This window comes from Deinococcus marmoris, from assembly GCF_001949125.1.
GTDB lineage: Bacteria > Deinococcota > Deinococci > Deinococcales > Deinococcaceae > Deinococcus > Deinococcus marmoris_A.
Genome location: NZ_MSTI01000093.1, coordinates 38,841 through 56,648, shown reverse-complemented (window position 1 = coordinate 56,648; position 17,808 = coordinate 38,841). Strand labels below are relative to the sequence as shown.

Genomic DNA, 17,808 nt, shown 5'->3' with positions numbered 1-17,808 from the left:
GGCAGGCTGAAGGCAGTGAGGTGGTGGAGTGTTTGAGTCTCGTGCCCAGGGGTTTACCCTGCTCGAATTACTGGTGGTGATGGCAATTATTGGAATTCTGACCAGTCTGGCAGCCCTGAATGTGCGCGGCCTGAATAACGACGCCGAGGCCGCGAGTTCCATTCTCAGCGGCGCGTTCATTCAGGCGCGCACCCAGGCGATCAGCACCACCCGTGCCGTGCGCGTCACCCTGAGCGACGCACGCACCCTAACCTTTGAGGGGAGCACCCGTTGCGACGCTGCCACCTGGACGGCCTTGCCCAACATCAACGCCGCGTTACCCGACAAGGTGACGGTGACGGGGACTGGAACACCCTGGCGCGTGTGTTTTACCACCCGTGGTGAACTGCCTACCCTGCCGCCCAGCGCTCTGCGAATGACTGACGAACGTGGACGCAGCCGAACGTTGACCTTTTACCTGACCGGGAGTGTGGTGAACCAGTGAACGCGCCCCAGATAGTTCAGCGGACTGGACCCTTTGAGGTGGGTTTTACCCTGATCGAATTGCTGGTTACTCTGATGATTCTCGGCGTCGTGATCGGTGTGATCAGTACGTCTTTGATTGCCAACACGCAGATGAACTCAAAGACCGAGGCTCGTTCGCAGGCGGTGGTCGCCGCACAGCGGGTGCTGGACGACCTGCGGACCCGTGATCCAGGCTCCTTCGTTAGTCCGCAGACCAGTACCGTATCCACGGGTGGACGTACTTTTACCGTGAACGTCACGTTCTGCACCGTAACTCCGAACTACTGCACGGAGAGCGCCAAGCAGATTCGTGTGGATGTGCTTCAGGGAGCCGATACGGTCTTCACTGCCCAGACAGTTTTCACCAGCCTCAATAGCACCCTGGGGACACAATGAAGCAGGCCGTGCGAACCGAAGGCTTTACCCTGATTGAACTGCTGGTGGGCATGGTGTTGCTGGCGATCATTCTGGGCGTCGTCCTGAGCACCACACTCAGCACCATGACTCTTTACCGCACCGATCAGGCACGCCTGGGGGCCAACCGTAACGCCCGCAGCACGCTGGATATTCTAAACAGCGATATTCAACAGGCAGGAGAGCGGCTGGGCGAAAGTTTCCCGGCCATCACGGTGACCAAAGATGCCACAGGCAACAGTGTACTGACGCTGCGGCGCGGTCTGCTAGACGCTCCGCTACCCATCTGCGCTCCGCTCCCCAACGTGGACGGGATTTACGTGACGGCCAACGGTACGGCGGCCAGCCCCTTTGCACCAATCAGCGCCCTGCCCGACAGTTGCGGGACCTCGGCACAGGATCTGAGTGCCTGGACCAGCCAGATTACAAATGGAGTGACCTCGGGCTATGTCTACGATGTGACCGGCAAAGCGGGCAGCTATCTCAAGTTAAGTGGCACCGAGACCCAGAGCGCGCTCCCGAAACGCCAGACCGTGAAATACACCGGTACCGTCGGCACATACAATCCCCGCAAAACCACAGCCTCATCTACAGGCCGAGACATTCGCCTGTACATGCTGGAGGGCCGCCGCTACGGGGTCACGGGTGGCAATCTGACCCTCTCGGTCAATGACGCTCCGGCGCAGGACGCCACGCCGCGCGTGCTGGCTTTCACCGTGGTGCCTTATCTCAAGGTGATCAATGGTTCGCCTGTCTCTGTGACTTTGCCCTTTCCGCCTGCTCCGGTGTCAGGAATTGAGACCCCCACCTGGAAAGACCTGGCCTATCTGGATGTGACCCTGACCGTCCAGCAGGGTCAAGGCCGCAACACAGTACAGCGCACTTTCACTGAACGCCTGACCCCCCGCAACGCCAGCAGCCGTGAATAAAGTAAAGCTAGTAAGGGAGCAAGTCATGAAGTCCACACTCAAGCCCACTGAAGGCATCGCGCTGGTCACGGCCCTGATCTTTATGGCCGTTCTGCTGACGGTGCTGACCGCCTACCTGACCATGAGTACGACCGAGGCACGCACGTCAAAGGCCAGCAGCAACAGCGTGGAAGGCTTTTACGCCGCCGAGGGGGGACTGAACCTGCGGGCCGAGCAGGTACGCGCCCGGTTCAAGGGCTATAGGCGGCCAGAGGGCGTCAGCCCCAGCAGTGCGGGGGGTGCAGTGCCCTGCACGCCCGGCAATATGGGCAGCGGTGACATGGCGTGCATCACCTACGTTATCGGTGGCCGCAACGTCACGACTTACACGCAGGCGCTCAACGGCGGCGTTCCCAGCATCGGCGTGGTGGAACCCGGTGACACTTACACAGGCATGAACTACCAGCAATACGAATATGCGGTGAAAAGCGTGGCCACCAATGCCAGCGGCGAGCGCGAGGCCAATCTGGAGATGAAGTTCCAGTCACGCCTTGTTCCCCTGTTTCAGTTCGCGGCGTTTTACAACAAAGACCTAGAGATGCATCCCGGCCCTGGCATGACGCTGGGCGGACGGGTTCATACCAACGCTGATCTGTACATGAATGCCGGAGAGACCCTGGATGTCACGGGGAAGACCACCGCTGTTGGCGATATCTACCGCAGTGGTAAGGACGGACGCGGCTGCGCCGGAACCGTGCGTTTCAGCACAATCACTATGCCCTGCTATGCAGGCGGCGGCTCAGGCATCAAGTTACCGTCCAGCGAATTGACACGCTTTAACGGTAATGTACTGTCGGGCCAGAACCTTTTGACGGTGCCGCCTATGAGTAGCCTTGCCCCTGATCCCACTGGGGACAATGACAGTGAGCTGTGGTCACAGGCCGATGTCCGGGTGGTGGCGAAAAAAGTGGGCGTGGGCTTTCTGTTCACGGTAGTGAAGGCTGATGGCACACTAGATGTCACCCCGACAGCCGCCCTGAATGCCTGTACGCCTTTGAATCCTCCAGTGAGCCTGAGTACAGACTTTTGGGATGCCCGTGAAGCCAAGTCTCTGACCATGATCGAGGTTAACCAAGTAAGCATGATGGACTGCATTCAGAACACAGGCGCATTTACCAATGCCAACGGGAATGTACTCAAGGCAGATGACGTTTCAGGTGGGGGAATGGCCTGGCATTTCAGCTTCGATGACGGTAACTCGAATACCAATGCTCTGGTTGCTACCGCCGCCACAATTACCAACTATGGCGTGAAGATTCGCAATGCTGCCCGATTGGGGCCGACATCAACAGCGGTAAATTTGACTGGTCTAACCATCACCACCAATCAACAGCTCTACACCCAGGGAGACTACAATACCATCACTAAGAAACCTGCTGGCCTAGTTGCTGATGCCATCAGTATTCTGAGCAACAATGTCACCACAAATATTCCTAAAGCTGCTCCATCAAAAGGGCCAGATGCATCAGAAACTACGGTCAATGCGGCATTCCTTTCTGGAATTGACGACACAACAGCAAGTGGAGGATATAATGGTGGTCTTCAAAACTATCCTCGCTTCCACGAAAACTGGGGCAAAGTATTAGTCAAGTACAGAGGAAGTTTTGTCAGTCTGGGTAACAGCATTCATGTGAAGGGAAAGCAGAGTAGTTCAAGATACAATCCTCCCCTACGTGATTGGAACTTTGACACCGACTTCAATGACGCCAATAAGCTGCCACCCTTAACCCCCCGTTTCGTTTACCTGCGTCAGCTCCTCTTCGCTCGGAACTGGTAATCTCGCAGACTCTTGACGTGCCAGCCCAGGCAATCCGGGCTGGCGCGTTCCTTTTGCCTCCACCACATTCAACCCGAACTTGCGCGTCCCATCAGATACAATTCCAGAATCTGCACCGCGGCTGCCTCGTCCTCATCGGCGGCCCCCAGTTCGCGGGCGCGGCGGGTGGTGAAACGTTCGTCCTGATAGGCCACTGCGTAGCCCTGTTCCACCAGGATTTTCCCGAAGGCACGAATCCGGTCCGCCGAGGGGCTATGCAGGCCATCGGTCCGCAACGGCAGCCCCAGCAGCAGCAGCGTCGCCCCGGTTTCCTTCACTTTCAGGCGTAGCGCCTTGAGGTCCAGTGGCAGGCGTTTGCGGTCCAGGCTGCCGCGCCCGAAGGCCAGTCCCCCCATGTTGACCGCGAAGCCGATGCGCGATTTGCTCACGTCCAGCGCCAGCACCTTCAGCGGCGGTGCGGTGGGCAGATCGCCGGATTCGGGGGGCCGCTGCTCAGTCATTCCCGCGAGTGTAGCGAAGTCTGGCTGCCAGGACGCTAGGCTGAGCGGCATGACCCACGACAGCGTGACCCAGGACAGCGTGATCCTTTCGCAGACCCGCGCGGGCGTCTGCACCCTGACCCTCAACCGCCCGGATAAACTGAACGCCGCCAACGATGAGCTGTTGCTTTCGCTGACCGCCGAACTGAAAAAGGCGGAGGTGGACCCTGCCGTGCGTGTGGTGATCCTCACCGGCGCAGGCCGGGGCTTCTGCGCCGGGCAGGACCTGAGCGACGTGTCGGGGCGCGACATGACCTTCACCGAACACCTGAACGCCACCTACAACCCCCTGATCCGCACCATTCGCACGTTGGAGAAGCCCGTGATCAGCGCGGTCAACGGCGTGGCGGCGGGGGCAGGGGCCAGTCTGGCACTGGCCGGGGACATCCGGCTGTGGGCGCAGTCGGCCCGCCTGATCGAGATCTTTTCCAACATTGCCCTGGTTCCCGATTCGGGCAGCACCTGGTTTCTGCCACGTCTGGTGGGCTACAGCCGCGCCTTCGAGCTGATGGCCCTGGCCGAGCGCGTGGATTCCACCGACGCCCTGAAAATGGGCCTGTGCGAGCATGTCTTTCCCGACGAGACGTTCGCGGACGAGGTCCAGGCGTATGCCGAGCGGCTGGCGGCGCGCCCCGCCAACGCCCTCAAGCTGACCAAGCAGGCGCTGAACGACGCGCTGACGGGCACGCTGGACGAGGCGCTGGATCAGGAGGCCGCGTTGCAGCAGCTCGCTGGGGACCACTGGGAACACCAGGAAGGCGTGACGGCCTTCAAGGAAAAACGCGCACCGAACTTCGTGCGCGCTGAGGACTGAATTTTTAGAGGTCCGCTGGGTTTACATATCCAGCGGATCGGATTTCTCGCTGGCGCGTTTGCCCTCTTCGAGCATGCCCTCGTGGCGGGTGAATTTATCACGCTCGCCTTCCTTGCCCATACTGGCGGTCTTGTCGCCGGGTTCCAGCAATTCGTCGGCGTGCTGCACGGTGGGATCGGGCGCGGAGTAGTCGCCGTCGGCGGCGTCATGATGGCTGCGGTCCGTCTGGTTCAGGTCGATCTTGCCGCGCTGCTGCTCCAGCTCTTCTTTGTCGGGGCGGGGACTGGTCATGGTGGTGGCCTCCTGCGGAAAGTGGGGTTGCTGTGGGTGCGGGACCGAGGCGGGAATGTTGGGTTCAGTGCCTGCCGCCGCAACGTCCGACTTGGTAAAATCTGGCTTGGTGAAATTGGGGCGGTTACCCGCACCCGACGGCTCCACGCTGCCCTGTGTATCGCTGCTTGTGGCGCTGACCCGGCCCACCCCGTCCGGCGTGTACACGGTCATCTCACCGTCCGCTTTCGGGTCCTCGCCCAGTTCGGTGATCAGGCGTTCGCGGGCGCTGATCTCTTCCTCGGCGCGGCGGATGTCGTCCTGAATCCCGCCCAGGGTGTCCTTTTCGGCCCCGGCGTGATACGCGCGGCCCAGGCGGGCAAAATGCCCGTCCAGCTCGCGGCCCAGTTGAAATATTTCCAGGCGTAATCTTGCCACCTGCGCGACTTCCTCGCCCCGGCGCTGTACGCGTTCTGCCCCACGTTGCAGAGAATTCAGGATGTTATCCAGCATGAATCCAGTCTGCACGCTGGGGGCGCTCAGGCGGGTGAGGGTGGGTTTAGAGATTCTGAGCAGCGGGGGTGGGGGCTGCCCCCGTGGTGTGGCCCTCGGGGGAGAAGGAGGCCACTTCATCAATGGTTCGGACAGTTTTCAGCAGGTACGCTGCCAGCAGAACGGTGTTTTTCAACCGTTGCCCGAATTAAACTCAATCCGACACCGATACCTGGATTGATATTATTTATTTGCCCTGCCAGACAGCCCTGTTGATCAATCGGAGACACATCACCTGAATACAGAACATTCTGTGTCCAGCAGAGCCTTGGACGTCTCGCGACACCTCACTTTTTCTCCTCTCCATCCAGCACGCGACGCCACCCAAAACTGTCCGAACCATTGACTTATACGGATTCCGTTTGTTTCGTGTAAGAATCGGGACAGCGCCGATCCCTCCACTCCACGCCCGGAACCCGTTTTTCTCCTTCTCGCTCTCGTCGCAAACAGACGCCCATGTGGACGCTGCTCCTCCCGCTCGGATTACGGGTGTTTTCAACACCCTCTAATCGGAGTCCGCTTCAGTTCATCAGCTTCATATCTCTGGGAACCGCGCCCAGCAGCACATCCAGACGGTCCAGCAGGCCGGGGGCGCGCAGGGCGTCCTCGCGCTGCTGACCGCTGAGGCTGGGCAGCAGACTGGCGGCGAAACTGGCCAGCAGCATGGGGTCTTGCGGGGCGTTGGCGCGGATCAGGTCCGCCTCGGTGGGGCGCAGGCGCAGCAGGTCGCTCAGGAGCTTGCGGGCGCTGGCCTGCACCATTTCCTGCTGGCCGGGCAGGGCGTCTTCCAGCGGCCACAGGGCCACCTCGGCACTCAGGTAGGGCTTGCTGAAATCGAAGTCCTGCACCGTAAAACGTTCGCCGCCCACCACCACGATGGTGCTGGTGCCGTCCTCGTGGGTCTCGGCCTGTTGCAGGTGCGCCAGCGTGCCCACCCTGGAAATCCGCTCGTGAAAGGGGGTGGAGACCTCCTCCGAGGTTTCCACGATCTGCACGATCCCAAACGGTTCACCGCTGGCCTGCGTGTCCAGGAGAAGCGCGCGGTAACGCTGCTCGAAAACGTAGAGCGGCAGCACCACGCCTGGAAACAGCACCAAGTTATGCAGGGGAAACAGGGGAACGGTCATCTGGCCCTCATGGTGCGCCCGTTGGGAGCAGGGGACTTGAGCGGAACCCACAATAAAAAGGTGAAAAACGCCTGGATTTCATTCAGATTGTTCGTTTGCATCAATGTTTTTCCTGCGCCGTGCCCGTTTGGGGCGGGGCGGCGGCGGCGCATTCCAGCCCTGCAACTGCTGCGCCGTGACGCCCAGTTCCAGCAAAGTGGCGCTGTCCTGCGGTGTCAATTCCGCACCCGACAGCAGATCGGGGCGGCGGGCCAGCGTCCGTTCCAGCGCCTGCCTGCGCCGCCACAGGGCCACCGCGCCGTGGTTGCCGCCGCGCAGCACTTCCGGCACGCTCTGGCCGCGCCATTCGGGAGGCCGGGTGTATTCGGGGTAATCCAGCAGGCCGCTGCTGAAGCTGTCGGCGCGGTGGGAATCCGGGTCGCCGATCACGCCAGGGAGCAACCGGGCCACCGCCTCCAGCACACACGCTGCCGCCGCCTCGCCGCCCATCATCACGAAGTCGCCGATGCTCAGTTCGCGCGTGACCAGCCCCTCGGTGCGGGCATCGAAGCCCTCGTAGCGCCCGCACAGGAAGGCGAGATGGCTCTTTTGCGCCAGTTCCTCGGCCACCGCCTGCGTGAACGGCTGGCCCGCCGGGGTCAGCAGGATCACCTCGTCCGCCGGGGACAGGCTGGCAAGTGCGCGCTCGGCCACGTCCACCCGGATCACCATGCCCGCGCCGCCGCCGTAGGGCGTGTCGTCCACTTTCATATGCTTGTCGTCCGCGAAATCTCGCAGTTGCACCAGCTTCACATCCAGCAGCCCACGGTCCCTGGCCTTGCCGATGATCGCCTCGCCAGCGAAAGGGGCCAGCAATTCGGGAAATAGAGTCAGGAAGGAGAAGGTCAGCATGGTGGATAGCTCAAGCGTCGTCCTGCTCTGGCTCGTCCATTTCGTCCAGATCGCCCAGCAGTCCCTCCGGCGCATCGACAGTCAGCGACAGCGATTTGGGCCGCAACTTGGCTGTCAGATTCACCGTGACATACGGCGCTTGCAGCGGAATCAGCGCCTCCCCACCCTCATGCGTGACCACCAGCAGATCCTGATGCCCGGCGTCCAGTACATCTTTCACGGTTCCTACTTCCACGCCTTCCGCGTCGCTGAGGGTCAGGCCGCGCAACTCGTGGAAGTAGTACACGCCGTCTTCGGGGGTGGGCAATTCGTCGTCGGCGGCGTAGACGTTCAGGCCGCGCAGCGTCTCGGCCCCCTCACGGGAGGACAGGCTCGCCAGTTGCAGGGCCACGCCGGGGGCCAGGGGCGTGGTCCGCATCACCTTGAGCCACCCGCGCCCCTCCACGTACACACGCTTGAGCGCCTTGAACTGTGCGGCGTCGCCCAGCACGTACACTTTGGCCCCGCCCTGAACGCCGTGCGGTCCCAGGAAGTAGCCCAGGCGCGTGATTTCGGTGCCCGCCGCCGTGTTCGTTGTGGCCGCGCTTGTCTCTGGCACGCTCAACCCTTGCGCGGGGCGTCCAGATCGACGTTCACGCGCTCGCGGGGATCACTGGCGGCGCGCACCAGCGTGCGGATGGCCTGGATCACGCGGCCCTGTCGTCCGATCAATCGGCCTTCCTCGCCGGGGGCCACGCGCACCATCACGGTGGGGCCGCGCTTGGCCACGCGCACCAGCGACGGCTGATCCACCACGCTTTGCGCCAGGAACAGGGTCAGGTCAGTCGGATCGCTTTTCATGGCCTGCATTCTACGGGGCCGGGCGTGACGGGAGGCTGACAGCGGTGGGGGCAAAGGTTGGTAGTCCCGTGTGGTCTGCTGACTGCTGGAAAGATTCAGAAGAGCAACAAAAAAGGCCCCCGCAGGAGCCTCTTGTTGTCTTTAAACGCTCAGGAAAACTTGACGCCCTGCGACTTCAGCAGGCGGCGGGCGGTATCGGTGGGCTGTGCGCCGACGCCGATCCAGTACTGGGCGCGCTCGTTGTTGACCTTCAGGTACGTCTCGGAGGTCTTGCGGGGGTCATAGTGACCGATGTTCTCGATGTAGCCACCGTCACGGGCGACGCGGCTGTCGGTCACGACGATGCGGTAGTGGGGGTTGTGGGTGGAACCGAAGCGGGACAGGCGAATTTTAACCATGCTGGGAAACCTCTGGGGTGCGTCTGGACGCGTGATTTTGAAACTATTGGGTTTTAGGGTAATGGACCCGCAAGGATGGCGGGGATCATACGGGCCGACAGCAGCCAACCGGGCCGCGCACCGAAGAAGAGTATCAGAGCTGGAGGCGGGGAGGCAAGGGGCGCGAAGCTGCCTTGGTGCATCCCGCTCAGATGGGGCAGCGAAGGGCTGGAGTTAGGGCAGGACAGGGGAAGCCGACTGAGATGCGTTTCTCTAGGTGATCTCTCGGGCCATCAAAAAAGTCATGTCACGGAGACAGGAGACAAAAAACGTGGTGGACACGATCAAACAGAATGACCCCAGCAGTCATCCCATTTCAGCGGGATGCACCCGAGGCTCCCCGTCCCGCCTCTTGTGCCCCGCTTGACACTGCCCCCGCCCTGGCCCGATGGTGCGCCCATGAGCGATACGCCCCACCGACACGCCGAACTGCTGACCCGGCTGGCCTCCCAGGTGAAGGCAGAGGGGGAGTTGCCTGTCTATCTCCAGCTTCGACAGGCGCTGACGGCGGCCATAGGTGACGGCGTTCTGGAACCCGGTGCGTCTCTGCCCGCCGTGCGTGCGCTGGCCTCGGCGCTGGGGCTGGCCCCGAATACCGTGGCAAAAACCTATGCCCTGCTGCAAGACGACGGCCTGACCGAGAACCGTGCCGGAGCGGGAACGCACGTGCGGGCCGACAGCACGGCAGGGCAACAGAGTGGACTGCTGGAGTTGCGGCGGCGGGTGCGGGAATTGAGGGCTGCCGGAATCAGCGACGCGGAGCTGAGAGCCGCTGTCGATGAAGAGCTGACAGGTTAACCGTCTATAAGTGTATGTGGTACACAATCACCGGGCAGAGTAGGATGAGGCCCATGACACAAGCCACTGAAGCGGGTCTCGAACAGCTCAGCATCAACACCATTCGCACCCTGGCCATCGACGGCGTGCAGGCCGCCAACAGCGGGCATCCGGGCGCGCCGCTGGGCATGGCCCCGATGGGCTACGTGATCTGGCAGGACTTCCTGCGCCACAACCCCGGCAACCCGCACTGGCCGGGCCGGGACCGCTTCGTGCTGTCGGCGGGCCACGCCAGCATGCTGATCTACAGCCTGCTGCACCTGACGGGCTACGACATGCCGCTCCAGGAGCTGAAAAACTTCCGCCAGTGGGGCAGCAAAACCCCAGGCCACCCCGAGTTCTTCCACACGCCGGGGCTGGACGCCACCACCGGGCCGCTGGGTCAGGGCGCGGCGATGACGGTGGGTATGGCGATGGCCGAGCGCCATCTGGCCGCGCAGTACAACCGCGACGGATTTGAGATCTTCGACAACTACACCTACTCGGTGATGGGCGACGGCGACTTGCAGGAAGGCGTCAACCACGAGTCCGCCGCGCTGGCCGGGCACCTCAAGCTGGGCAAGCTGATCTGGTTCCACGACGACAACCACGTGCAACTGGATACCATCACCGACAAGGCCGAATCCGAGGACACCGCCGAGCGGTACCGCGCCTACGGCTGGGAAGTGCTGAAGGTGGAGGACGGCAACAATCTGGAGGAAATCCGCGCTGCCATCATCAACGCGCGCAACAACACCTCTCAGCCCACGCTGATTCAGGTGCGGACCATCATCGGCTTCGGCAGCCCGCGCGCCGGCACCAGCAAGGCGCACGGCGAACCGCTGGGGGCAGATGGTGTGGCTGCCACCAAGGCCGCGCTGGGCTGGGACTACCCTGCCTTCACCGTGCCGGACGGCGTGGCCGAGCATATGGACGCCAAAGAGCGCGGCGCGAAGCAGGAAAAAGAGTGGCAGGAATTGATGGACAGCTACCGCGCTGCGCATCCCGATCTGGGCAAACAAGTGGATGCGCTGCTGGCCCGCGAACTCCCGGCCAATCTGGACGACAGCCTGCCCAAATATGAGGTGGGCAGCAAGGCGATGGCGACGCGCAACGCCAGCGGCGAGGCGATCAACGCGCTGGCTGCCGTCGTGCCGGGCCTGATGGGCGGCAGCGCGGATCTGTCGGGCAGCACCAAGACCACCATCAAGGACACCGAGGTCTTTAACCCGGACCACTACGCCGGGCGCAACGTCTACTTCGGCGTGCGCGAGTTCGGCATGGCCGCCGCCGCCAACGGCCTGAGCCTGTACGGCGGCATTCGCCCGCTGGTGGGCACCTTCATGGTCTTTGCCGATTACCTTAAACCCGCCTTCCGCCTGAGCGCCATCCAGATGCAGCCCGTGACCTACGTGCTGACCCACGACAGCATCGGCCTGGGCGAGGACGGCCCCACGCACCAGCCGATTGACCAACTGGCCATGTTGCGCGCCGTTCCGGGGGCACACGTCATCCGTCCCGCCGACGCCAACGAAACGGCCACCGCCTGGCAGATGGCCCTGGAATACGAGAAAGGCCCCACGGCACTGGCCCTGTCCCGCCAGGACCTGCGCATCCTGCCCCGCAACCCCGAGGGCGTCAAGAAGGGCGCATACGTCTTGCAGGACGCCGAGAATCCTGCCGTGATCCTGGTGGCCAGCGGCTCGGAAGTCGGGCTGGCTTTGGACGCCGCCGAGGCGCTGGGTAAGGCAGGCACCGCCGCCCGCGTCGTCTCGATGCCCTGCATGGAAGTCTTCCGCGAGCAGGACAGGGGCTACCGCGACAGCGTGCTGATCCCCGGTGTAAAACGCGTCGCCATCGAGGCCGCCAGCAAATCCCCCTGGTACGAGTGGGTGGGTCTGGAAGGTGCGGTCATCGGCATGGACACCTTCGGGGCCAGCGCCCCTGCCGAAATCCTGTTCGAGAAGTTCGGCTTCAGCGTGGAGAACGTGGTGAAGGTGGTCAAGAGCATTCTCTGACCGTTAGTTTCGGTTTCGGACCATCCTGATCCCTGCCCCCTTCCAGCCTCTCCATGAGGTGGGAGGGGGTTGTCAGTTAGGGGCTGCTATTCACGGCGCGGTCAACGCTTACTGAAACGCCGAGGCGTCCAGCGTGACCGTCACGTCCTGCTTCTGGCCTCCGCGCAGCACGGTCAGGTCCACGGTGTCGCCCTGCTTCTTGTTGATCAGTGCGGCTTGCAGGTCTTCCAGCGCGTCTACCGGCTGGCCATCGGCGGCCACGATCACGTCGCCGCCCAGGCTGATCACGCCGCCCCGGAACTCCTGGGTACGGGTGCCGCCTTTTAGCCCAGCGGCGGCAGCGGGCGTTCCAGGCTGGACCTGACCCACCACCAGTCCCGTGTCGGGCAGTTTCAGTTGCTGTTTGCCCTGGCTGGTCAGCGCGCCCAGACCCACGGCCATCTGCCCCCGCTGCCCCTGCACCACCAGTCCCACGCTGATCCCGATGCGCGGCAGGGTGACCATGCCGCCCTTCGCCGCTTGCAGGCGCGGCAACAGATTCTTTGCCGCGTTGATGGGAATGGCAAAGCCCACGCCCGCGCTCTGGCCCACACCGTTTGCTTGGCCGCTGGGCGAGAGAATCTGGGTGTTGATGCCGATCACCTCGCCCGCGCTGTTCAGCAGCGGCCCGCCGGAATTGCCGGGGTTGATGGCCGCGTCGGTCTGGATGGCCTTTTGCGTGATGCCCTCGCCGCCGCCCGAGAAACCGATGGGAATCTGGCGCGCAATGCTGCTCACGATGCCCTGCGACACGCTGAAATCCAGGCCGAAGGGTGCGCCCATCGCAATGGCTTTCTGGCCCACCTTCAGGCTGTCGCTGTTGCCCAGCGGAATGGGCCGGATCAGCGATTTGTCCAGCCCCTCGGCGCGGATCAGGGCCAGATCGTACTGCGGCGCGTAGCCGATCACCTTCGCCGCCACCGTCTTGTCCTGATTCATCACCCGGATGCTGATCTTGCTGGCCCCGCCGCTGCCGCCGCCCTCGCCCGCCACGACGTGGAAGTTGGTCAGGATGTCCCCGGCATCGTTGACGAAAAAGCCGCTGCCCACGCCCTGCTGCACCTGCGAGCCGCCGCCGCCCATCATGCCGAAGGGGTCCTGCGCCGCCACCTGCTGCTCGGTGCTGATGTAGACCAGTCCCGGCTCGAAACGCTGCACCACGTCGATGGTGTTCTCCTCGTATTGCAACCGCGCGCCCGCCTTCAGCCCCAGCGCGTCGGGGGCGGCACTGTCGCCTGCATTACCCGTGGCAGAGGAGGCGACTGGGTTGTCTGTTGAATTGGCCGAGGTTGTCTGTGTTGTCCCGGTCTGTGCTGCACCAGTCTGGGCCGATTCGGCCTGCGCCGTGGCGGTCTGGGTTGTCGTCTGGGTAGTGGTCTGCCGTGATCCGGTGTCGCACCCGGCCAGTCCCACGGCGAGGCCACCCAGCAGCAGGGCCGTTGCGGTTGCTTTAGCGTTCATGGGGTCAGTATCCCCAGTTGGGGTGCGCTCAGCATAAGAGCGGATGCGGCAAGGGCTTCACCCATGCTTTCCTTGCAGGATGCCTGACCTGAATGCGGCCATCCATGAGCTGAGAAACGCGCTGGGCGATTATCTGGAAGGTGGACGGCAGGAAGGCGTTTTTCACGTCCAGATCGGTGGGCCGGGCAGCGTGCCCGCACTGTCTGGGCTGGACCTTCCCGAACTTCATCTGGACCTGCTGCCCGAGCGGCCCAGCGAGGAGCAACGCAGCACATTACTGACTCTCGGCTATGTTCCAGAGGGTGAATCCTATCTGCACCCCGCAGGCTGGCGGCTGGTGCTGCCCGATCACAGCAGCGGCTGGAGAGCGGAACAACAGGCGTTGCGGGCGTTGTTGCTGGAAGATTCGGACGCCGCGAGCCGCTACCGTCAGGTCTTTCTCGCAGAGGGACGGCAGAGGGCAGACGAGGCACTGAAAGCCGGAGCCACCGCCCACCATGCCCGCATCGTGGGCTTTGCTCCCGCACAGTTCGCGGCGCAACTTCTGACCCCACTGGACGCCCCGTGGATGTTCGCCGGGGGCGTCGCGCTGGACCTGCATCTGAACCGGATCACCCGCCCCCACGACGATCTGGACGTGGCGGTGGCACGCGACGCCCAGCCCCAGCTTCTGGAACTGTTCTCGGACTGGAAACTGGATGCCCCGGATGAAGGCATGTATCAGCCCTGGACCGCCCCACTGGAACCACCGCTCCACCAGATTCACGCCCGCCACCCTGCCCTGCCCGACGTGCTGATGCTGGATCTTCTGCTGACTGATCTGAGCGCTGGGCTGTGGCACTACCGCCGTGACCCGCGCGTGACGCTGCCGCTGGAGCAGGCGCGGCTGTGTTCCCCTGACGGATGGCCGTATCTGGCCCCGCAGGCGGCGCTACTGTTCAAGGCCGCCGCCACAGACCGGAAGGTGCGTGGCAAGGACGCGCGGGATTTCGAGCGGGTGCGCCCCACGCTGGATGGGCAGGCGCTGAAGTGGCTCCGGGGTGCGCTGGAGCTGCTTGACCCGGAGCATGAATGGCTGGAACGCCTGCACTAGAAAACCCCTCTCCGCAGGGGAGAAGGGTTGTTTGAGGACGGTCCTCTACGCCCGCGCCCGCTCCACCGTGGCGTCCAGCGCGGCGATTTCCCCTGGCGTGATGTGGTACTTCTCGCCGCACCAGTGGCACACGACTTCCTGGCCGCCGGTGTCCATCATGTCCTGGCGTTCCTCGGCATTAAAGAACTTCAGGCTGTCCTCGGCCTTCTGGCGCGAGCAACGGCACCCGAAACGGGCGGCCTGCGCGCCGGGGGCCAGCGTCAGGCCCAGACCCTCGGTCACGCGGTTCATCACATCCAGAATGCCGCCCCGGCGTAGCCCGTCGGTGATCTGGCCCAGCGCGCGGATGTTGGCCTCCAGATGGGCCAGCGTTTCATCCGACACCCCGGGCATGGCCTGAACCAGCAGGCCGCCCGCGTGGGCCACCCGCCCGCCTTCCTCGTAGACGCCCAGCAGCACGGCGTTCGGAATCTGCTCGGAGACGCCCAGATAGCTGCTGATGTCCTCGGCGATCTCGCCGCTGACCAGTTCGATGCTGCCGGTATACGGCTCGCCGTTGTCCAGCAGGCGCGTCACCGCCAGTTCGCCGGTGCTGCCCACGATGCCGCTCACGTCCAGCTTGCCGTCGGACTCGCGCAGGGGCAGGTCCGCGTCCGGCTGGCGCACGTAGCCGCGAATCTGGCCGTCGGCACTGCCCTCGGCGACGATCCAGCCCACCGGGCCGCCGCCCTCCACGCGCACGGTCACGCGGCTGTCGCCCCTTTTGCCCAGCACCACGGCCAGCAGCGCCGAGGCGGTCAGCGTGCGCCCCAGCGCGGCGGTGGCGGTTTTGCTCAGGTGGTGGCGCAGCCGGGCGTCTTCCACGATGCGGGTGGATTCCATGCCCACCAGCCGCAGCGTGTTGCCTGCCGCCGTGCCGCGCAGCAGGAAAGAGTCGGAAATAGAAGATGCAGTCATTAGGAAATCTTACACGAAGGCGCTCAACTGCGGCTGTGGGAGGTCTTTCATTGTGGGCCGGGCAGATGGGCTGAAAGGACCGTCTGGAGCGATGGAACGGACATCTCGTGCGGCGCTTTTATTTCAAGGTCGGCGCTATACACCTGACGGGCCGATTGTCGTCTGGAGAGAATCTTAGTAATCTTCCTAATTCACTCTCACGGGCGCTCTCTAAGCTGACCTGCTGAAGAATCTGCCTCTGACACACCGTTTCAGCAATGTCTTCTTTCTCTTTGACCGCTGAGATCAGACCAAACAGATCTGACCAATGAGATTTCAGATTTCACCCACTACTTCACCCCCATCAATCAATCCCCTCTCAACCCACCCTCAAGGAGTGACCCCATGACCCTTCTCAAACCATCCAGCAGGAGAGCGCTGAGCGCCATTGCCCTGACCACCCTGACCCTGAGTCTGGCGGCCTGCAAGAACGACACGGCCAGCACCGCGACTACGGACACGACGAGCGACAGCTCCAGCAGCGTGGAGCCTACCGGCGTCCTGGTGATTCAGGAATCTGCCGATGTTCCCACGCTAGACCCCGGCACCACCTACGACACCGCTAGCGGTCAGGTGGTGGAAAACCTGTACGAGACCCTGGTGACCTACAAGGGCAACAGCCTGTCCGAACTCAAGCCGCTACTGGCCACCGAGTGGCAGGAGGACAATGGGGGCACCGGATACCGGTTCACCCTGCGTGACGGCGTCAAGTTCCATACCGGCAACCCCTTCGAGTGCAAGGACGCCGAGTACACCTTCCGCCGCAATCTGGTGACCAACACCAGCGACAGCGGCAACTGGTTCCTGTCCGAAAGCCTGCTGGGCACCCAGAGCAACGCCAACGATGACAAAGGCGTGACCTGGGCCAAGATCACCGACGCCGTGAAGTGCGACGGTCAGACGCTGGTGTTCAAGCTGCCCAAGGCCGATCCTGCCTTCCTGGCCAAGCTGGCCTATATCGGTCAGGGCATCGTGGACAGCGAACATGCCAAGAAGATCGGCGAGTGGGACGGCACCGAGGCCACATGGAAGGCCGCCGTGGGCAAGGACATCACGGGCAGCCCACTGTCTCAGGACCCCAGCGGCACGGGTGCGTACAAGCTGCTGGACAAGACGGCCACCGCCGTGACCGCCACCGCTTTCCCCGACTATTGGGGCCAGAAACCCAGCATCAAGGACGTGATCCTCCAGAAGATTCCCGAGCAGGCCGCGCGCCTCCAGGCTTTCGAGAAGGGCGACGCCGACATCGTCGAAACGGGTGGACGTTCGATCATCGAGGCGCAGCTCACGGACAAGCCCGGCATCGCCATTCTGGACGACCTGCCCAGCACCAGCGCTTTTGGCATCAGCATGAACCAGAAGATCAGCGGCAAGGGGGCCATCGGCAGCGGCAAGCTGGACGGCCAGGGCATCCCCGCCAACTTCTTCTCCGACGCCGACGTGCGCCGGGGCTTCGTGGCGGCGTTCAACACCCCGCAGTACATCGAGGACGTGCAGAAGGGCAAGGGCGAGGCCCTGAACTTCCTGTTGCCCGAGACTTTCCCCGGCTATGACCCGTCCATCGAAGCCGCCGCCTACGACATCGACGCGGCCACCGAGTACTTCAAGAAAGCCTGGGACGGTCAGGTGTGGAGCAAGGGCTTTACCGTGAACGTGTCCTACCGCGCAGGTGCCGCTGCCGCCCAGACCGGCATGGAGATTCTGAAGAAAAACATCGAAACCATCAATCCCAAATTCCGCGTGAATATCGTGGCCAAGGAATGGAGCCAGATCATCAAGGGCAGCAACCAGGGCAGCGAGGCGATGGTCATGACCGGCTGGGCACCCGACTACGCCGACGCGGACAACTTCGTCTACACCTTCTACGATTCCAAGGGCTACTACAACCCACGGATCAACGCCAAGGACGAGCAGATCGACACCTGGATCGGCGAGGCGCGCAGCATCACCGATACTGATAAGCGCAACGTGCTGTACGCCGATATCGCCAAGCGGGCCATCGATCAGGCGTGGTACATCAACATGCCCAATCAGCCGGGCGTGCTGGCCTACCGTGACAATCTGAAGGGCATCAGCCTGGAGACCTTCAACCCGATGCTCTCGTTCACCACCGGGACGTACTGGAAGGACCTGAGCAAGAGCTGAAGACCGTTGATGCTTGAACGTTGGTGGAAACCCAACGCCGGACCTCCTGAGTTTCAACCCGAGTTGCAAACAGTGGAGCCACTTCCTGAATGGGGGGTGGCCCCTTT

The 17,808-nt window shown here is 63.0% G+C and carries 18 protein-coding genes; 9 read left to right on the top strand and 9 right to left on the bottom strand.

All coding sequences use genetic code 11. The features are described 5' to 3' along the window. Positions 1–28 precede the first annotated feature (28 nt). The 4 genes from BOO71_RS14255 to BOO71_RS14240 are packed head-to-tail and all read left to right on the top strand — an operon-like array spanning position 29 to position 3,663. Positions 29–484, top strand: a complete 456-nt coding sequence (locus tag BOO71_RS14255; RefSeq protein WP_075833503.1) for a GspH/FimT family pseudopilin — start codon at positions 29–31, stop codon at positions 482–484. A gap of 38 nt (positions 485–522) precedes the next feature. Next, the gene (locus tag BOO71_RS14250; protein WP_217694899.1) at positions 523–900 is read left to right on the top strand and encodes a type IV pilus modification PilV family protein; all 378 of its coding nucleotides are present in this window, start codon (positions 523–525) and stop codon (positions 898–900) included. Then, entirely contained in the window at positions 897–1,847 is a 951-nt protein-coding gene (locus tag BOO71_RS14245) for a PilW family protein (protein WP_075833499.1), read from the top strand. Before BOO71_RS14250 ends, BOO71_RS14245 begins: the two co-directional genes overlap by 4 nt. Positions 1,848–1,872: 25 nt before the next feature. Next, entirely contained in the window at positions 1,873–3,663 is a 1,791-nt protein-coding gene (locus tag BOO71_RS14240) for a pilus assembly PilX N-terminal domain-containing protein (protein ID WP_075833497.1), read from the top strand. 68 nt (positions 3,664–3,731) lie between these two features. Here the strand turns inward: BOO71_RS14240 and ruvX are convergent, their stop codons facing one another. After that, the gene (gene ruvX / locus BOO71_RS14235) at positions 3,732–4,163 is read right to left on the bottom strand and encodes a Holliday junction resolvase RuvX (RefSeq protein WP_083653440.1); all 432 of its coding nucleotides are present in this window, start codon (positions 4,161–4,163) and stop codon (positions 3,732–3,734) included. A 49-nt stretch (positions 4,164–4,212) separates the two neighbouring features. Here ruvX and BOO71_RS14230 point away from each other — a divergent pair, with 49 nt between their 5' ends. Continuing rightward, positions 4,213–5,016 (top strand): enoyl-CoA hydratase-related protein, encoded by an 804-nt coding sequence (locus BOO71_RS14230; protein WP_075833495.1) that lies wholly within the window; start codon positions 4,213–4,215, stop codon positions 5,014–5,016. A gap of 21 nt (positions 5,017–5,037) precedes the next feature. Here the strand turns inward: BOO71_RS14230 and BOO71_RS27870 are convergent, their stop codons facing one another. From BOO71_RS27870 to rpsP, 6 genes are all read right to left on the bottom strand, one after another. Continuing rightward, positions 5,038–5,799: a hypothetical protein gene (locus tag BOO71_RS27870; protein WP_175607449.1), complete on the bottom strand. Its 762-nt coding sequence runs from the start codon at positions 5,797–5,799 to the stop codon at positions 5,038–5,040. Positions 5,800–6,359: 560 nt separating this feature from the next. Next, positions 6,360–6,965, bottom strand: a complete 606-nt coding sequence (locus BOO71_RS14220) for an LON peptidase substrate-binding domain-containing protein (RefSeq protein ID WP_075833493.1) — start codon at positions 6,963–6,965, stop codon at positions 6,360–6,362. Between the two features lie 78 nt (positions 6,966–7,043). Then, a complete protein-coding gene (gene trmD / locus BOO71_RS14215; RefSeq protein WP_075833491.1) occupies positions 7,044–7,856 on the bottom strand; it encodes a tRNA (guanosine(37)-N1)-methyltransferase TrmD in 813 nt (270 codons plus the stop codon). 10 nt (positions 7,857–7,866) lie between these two features. After that, entirely contained in the window at positions 7,867–8,454 is a 588-nt protein-coding gene (rimM, locus tag BOO71_RS14210; RefSeq protein ID WP_083653439.1) for a ribosome maturation factor RimM, read from the bottom strand. A 2-nt stretch (positions 8,455–8,456) separates the two neighbouring features. Then, positions 8,457–8,696: a KH domain-containing protein gene (locus tag BOO71_RS14205; RefSeq protein ID WP_075833489.1), complete on the bottom strand. Its 240-nt coding sequence runs from the start codon at positions 8,694–8,696 to the stop codon at positions 8,457–8,459. A gap of 149 nt (positions 8,697–8,845) precedes the next feature. Then, entirely contained in the window at positions 8,846–9,094 is a 249-nt protein-coding gene (gene rpsP / locus BOO71_RS14200; protein ID WP_029480322.1) for a 30S ribosomal protein S16, read from the bottom strand. A gap of 438 nt (positions 9,095–9,532) precedes the next feature. On the opposite strand from rpsP, the gene BOO71_RS14195 reads away from it, so the two are divergent. Together BOO71_RS14195 and tkt are read left to right on the top strand one after the other, a co-directional pair. Further along, a complete protein-coding gene (locus BOO71_RS14195; RefSeq protein ID WP_083653438.1) occupies positions 9,533–9,931 on the top strand; it encodes a GntR family transcriptional regulator in 399 nt (132 codons plus the stop codon). A 44-nt stretch (positions 9,932–9,975) separates the two neighbouring features. After that, positions 9,976–11,967: a transketolase gene (gene tkt / locus BOO71_RS14190; protein ID WP_439823028.1), complete on the top strand. Its 1,992-nt coding sequence runs from the start codon at positions 9,976–9,978 to the stop codon at positions 11,965–11,967. A 108-nt stretch (positions 11,968–12,075) separates the two neighbouring features. On the opposite strand, the gene BOO71_RS14185 is transcribed toward tkt, so the two are convergent. Beyond that, the gene (locus BOO71_RS14185; RefSeq protein WP_083653437.1) at positions 12,076–13,467 is read right to left on the bottom strand and encodes a S1C family serine protease; all 1,392 of its coding nucleotides are present in this window, start codon (positions 13,465–13,467) and stop codon (positions 12,076–12,078) included. Positions 13,468–13,546: 79 nt separating this feature from the next. Between BOO71_RS14185 and BOO71_RS14180 the strand changes: the two genes are divergently transcribed. After that, the gene (locus tag BOO71_RS14180; RefSeq protein ID WP_075833483.1) at positions 13,547–14,560 is read left to right on the top strand and encodes a nucleotidyltransferase domain-containing protein; all 1,014 of its coding nucleotides are present in this window, start codon (positions 13,547–13,549) and stop codon (positions 14,558–14,560) included. A gap of 45 nt (positions 14,561–14,605) precedes the next feature. Here BOO71_RS14180 and hslO read toward each other — a convergent pair whose 3' ends face one another. Beyond that, on the bottom strand, positions 14,606–15,517 hold the full coding sequence (gene hslO, locus BOO71_RS14175; RefSeq protein WP_075833481.1) for an Hsp33 family molecular chaperone HslO: 912 nt from the start codon (positions 15,515–15,517) through the stop codon (positions 14,606–14,608). Between the two features lie 384 nt (positions 15,518–15,901). On the opposite strand from hslO, the gene BOO71_RS14170 reads away from it, so the two are divergent. Continuing rightward, positions 15,902–17,701 (top strand): ABC transporter substrate-binding protein, encoded by a 1,800-nt coding sequence (locus tag BOO71_RS14170; RefSeq protein WP_075833479.1) that lies wholly within the window; start codon positions 15,902–15,904, stop codon positions 17,699–17,701. Positions 17,702–17,808 lie beyond the last annotated feature (107 nt).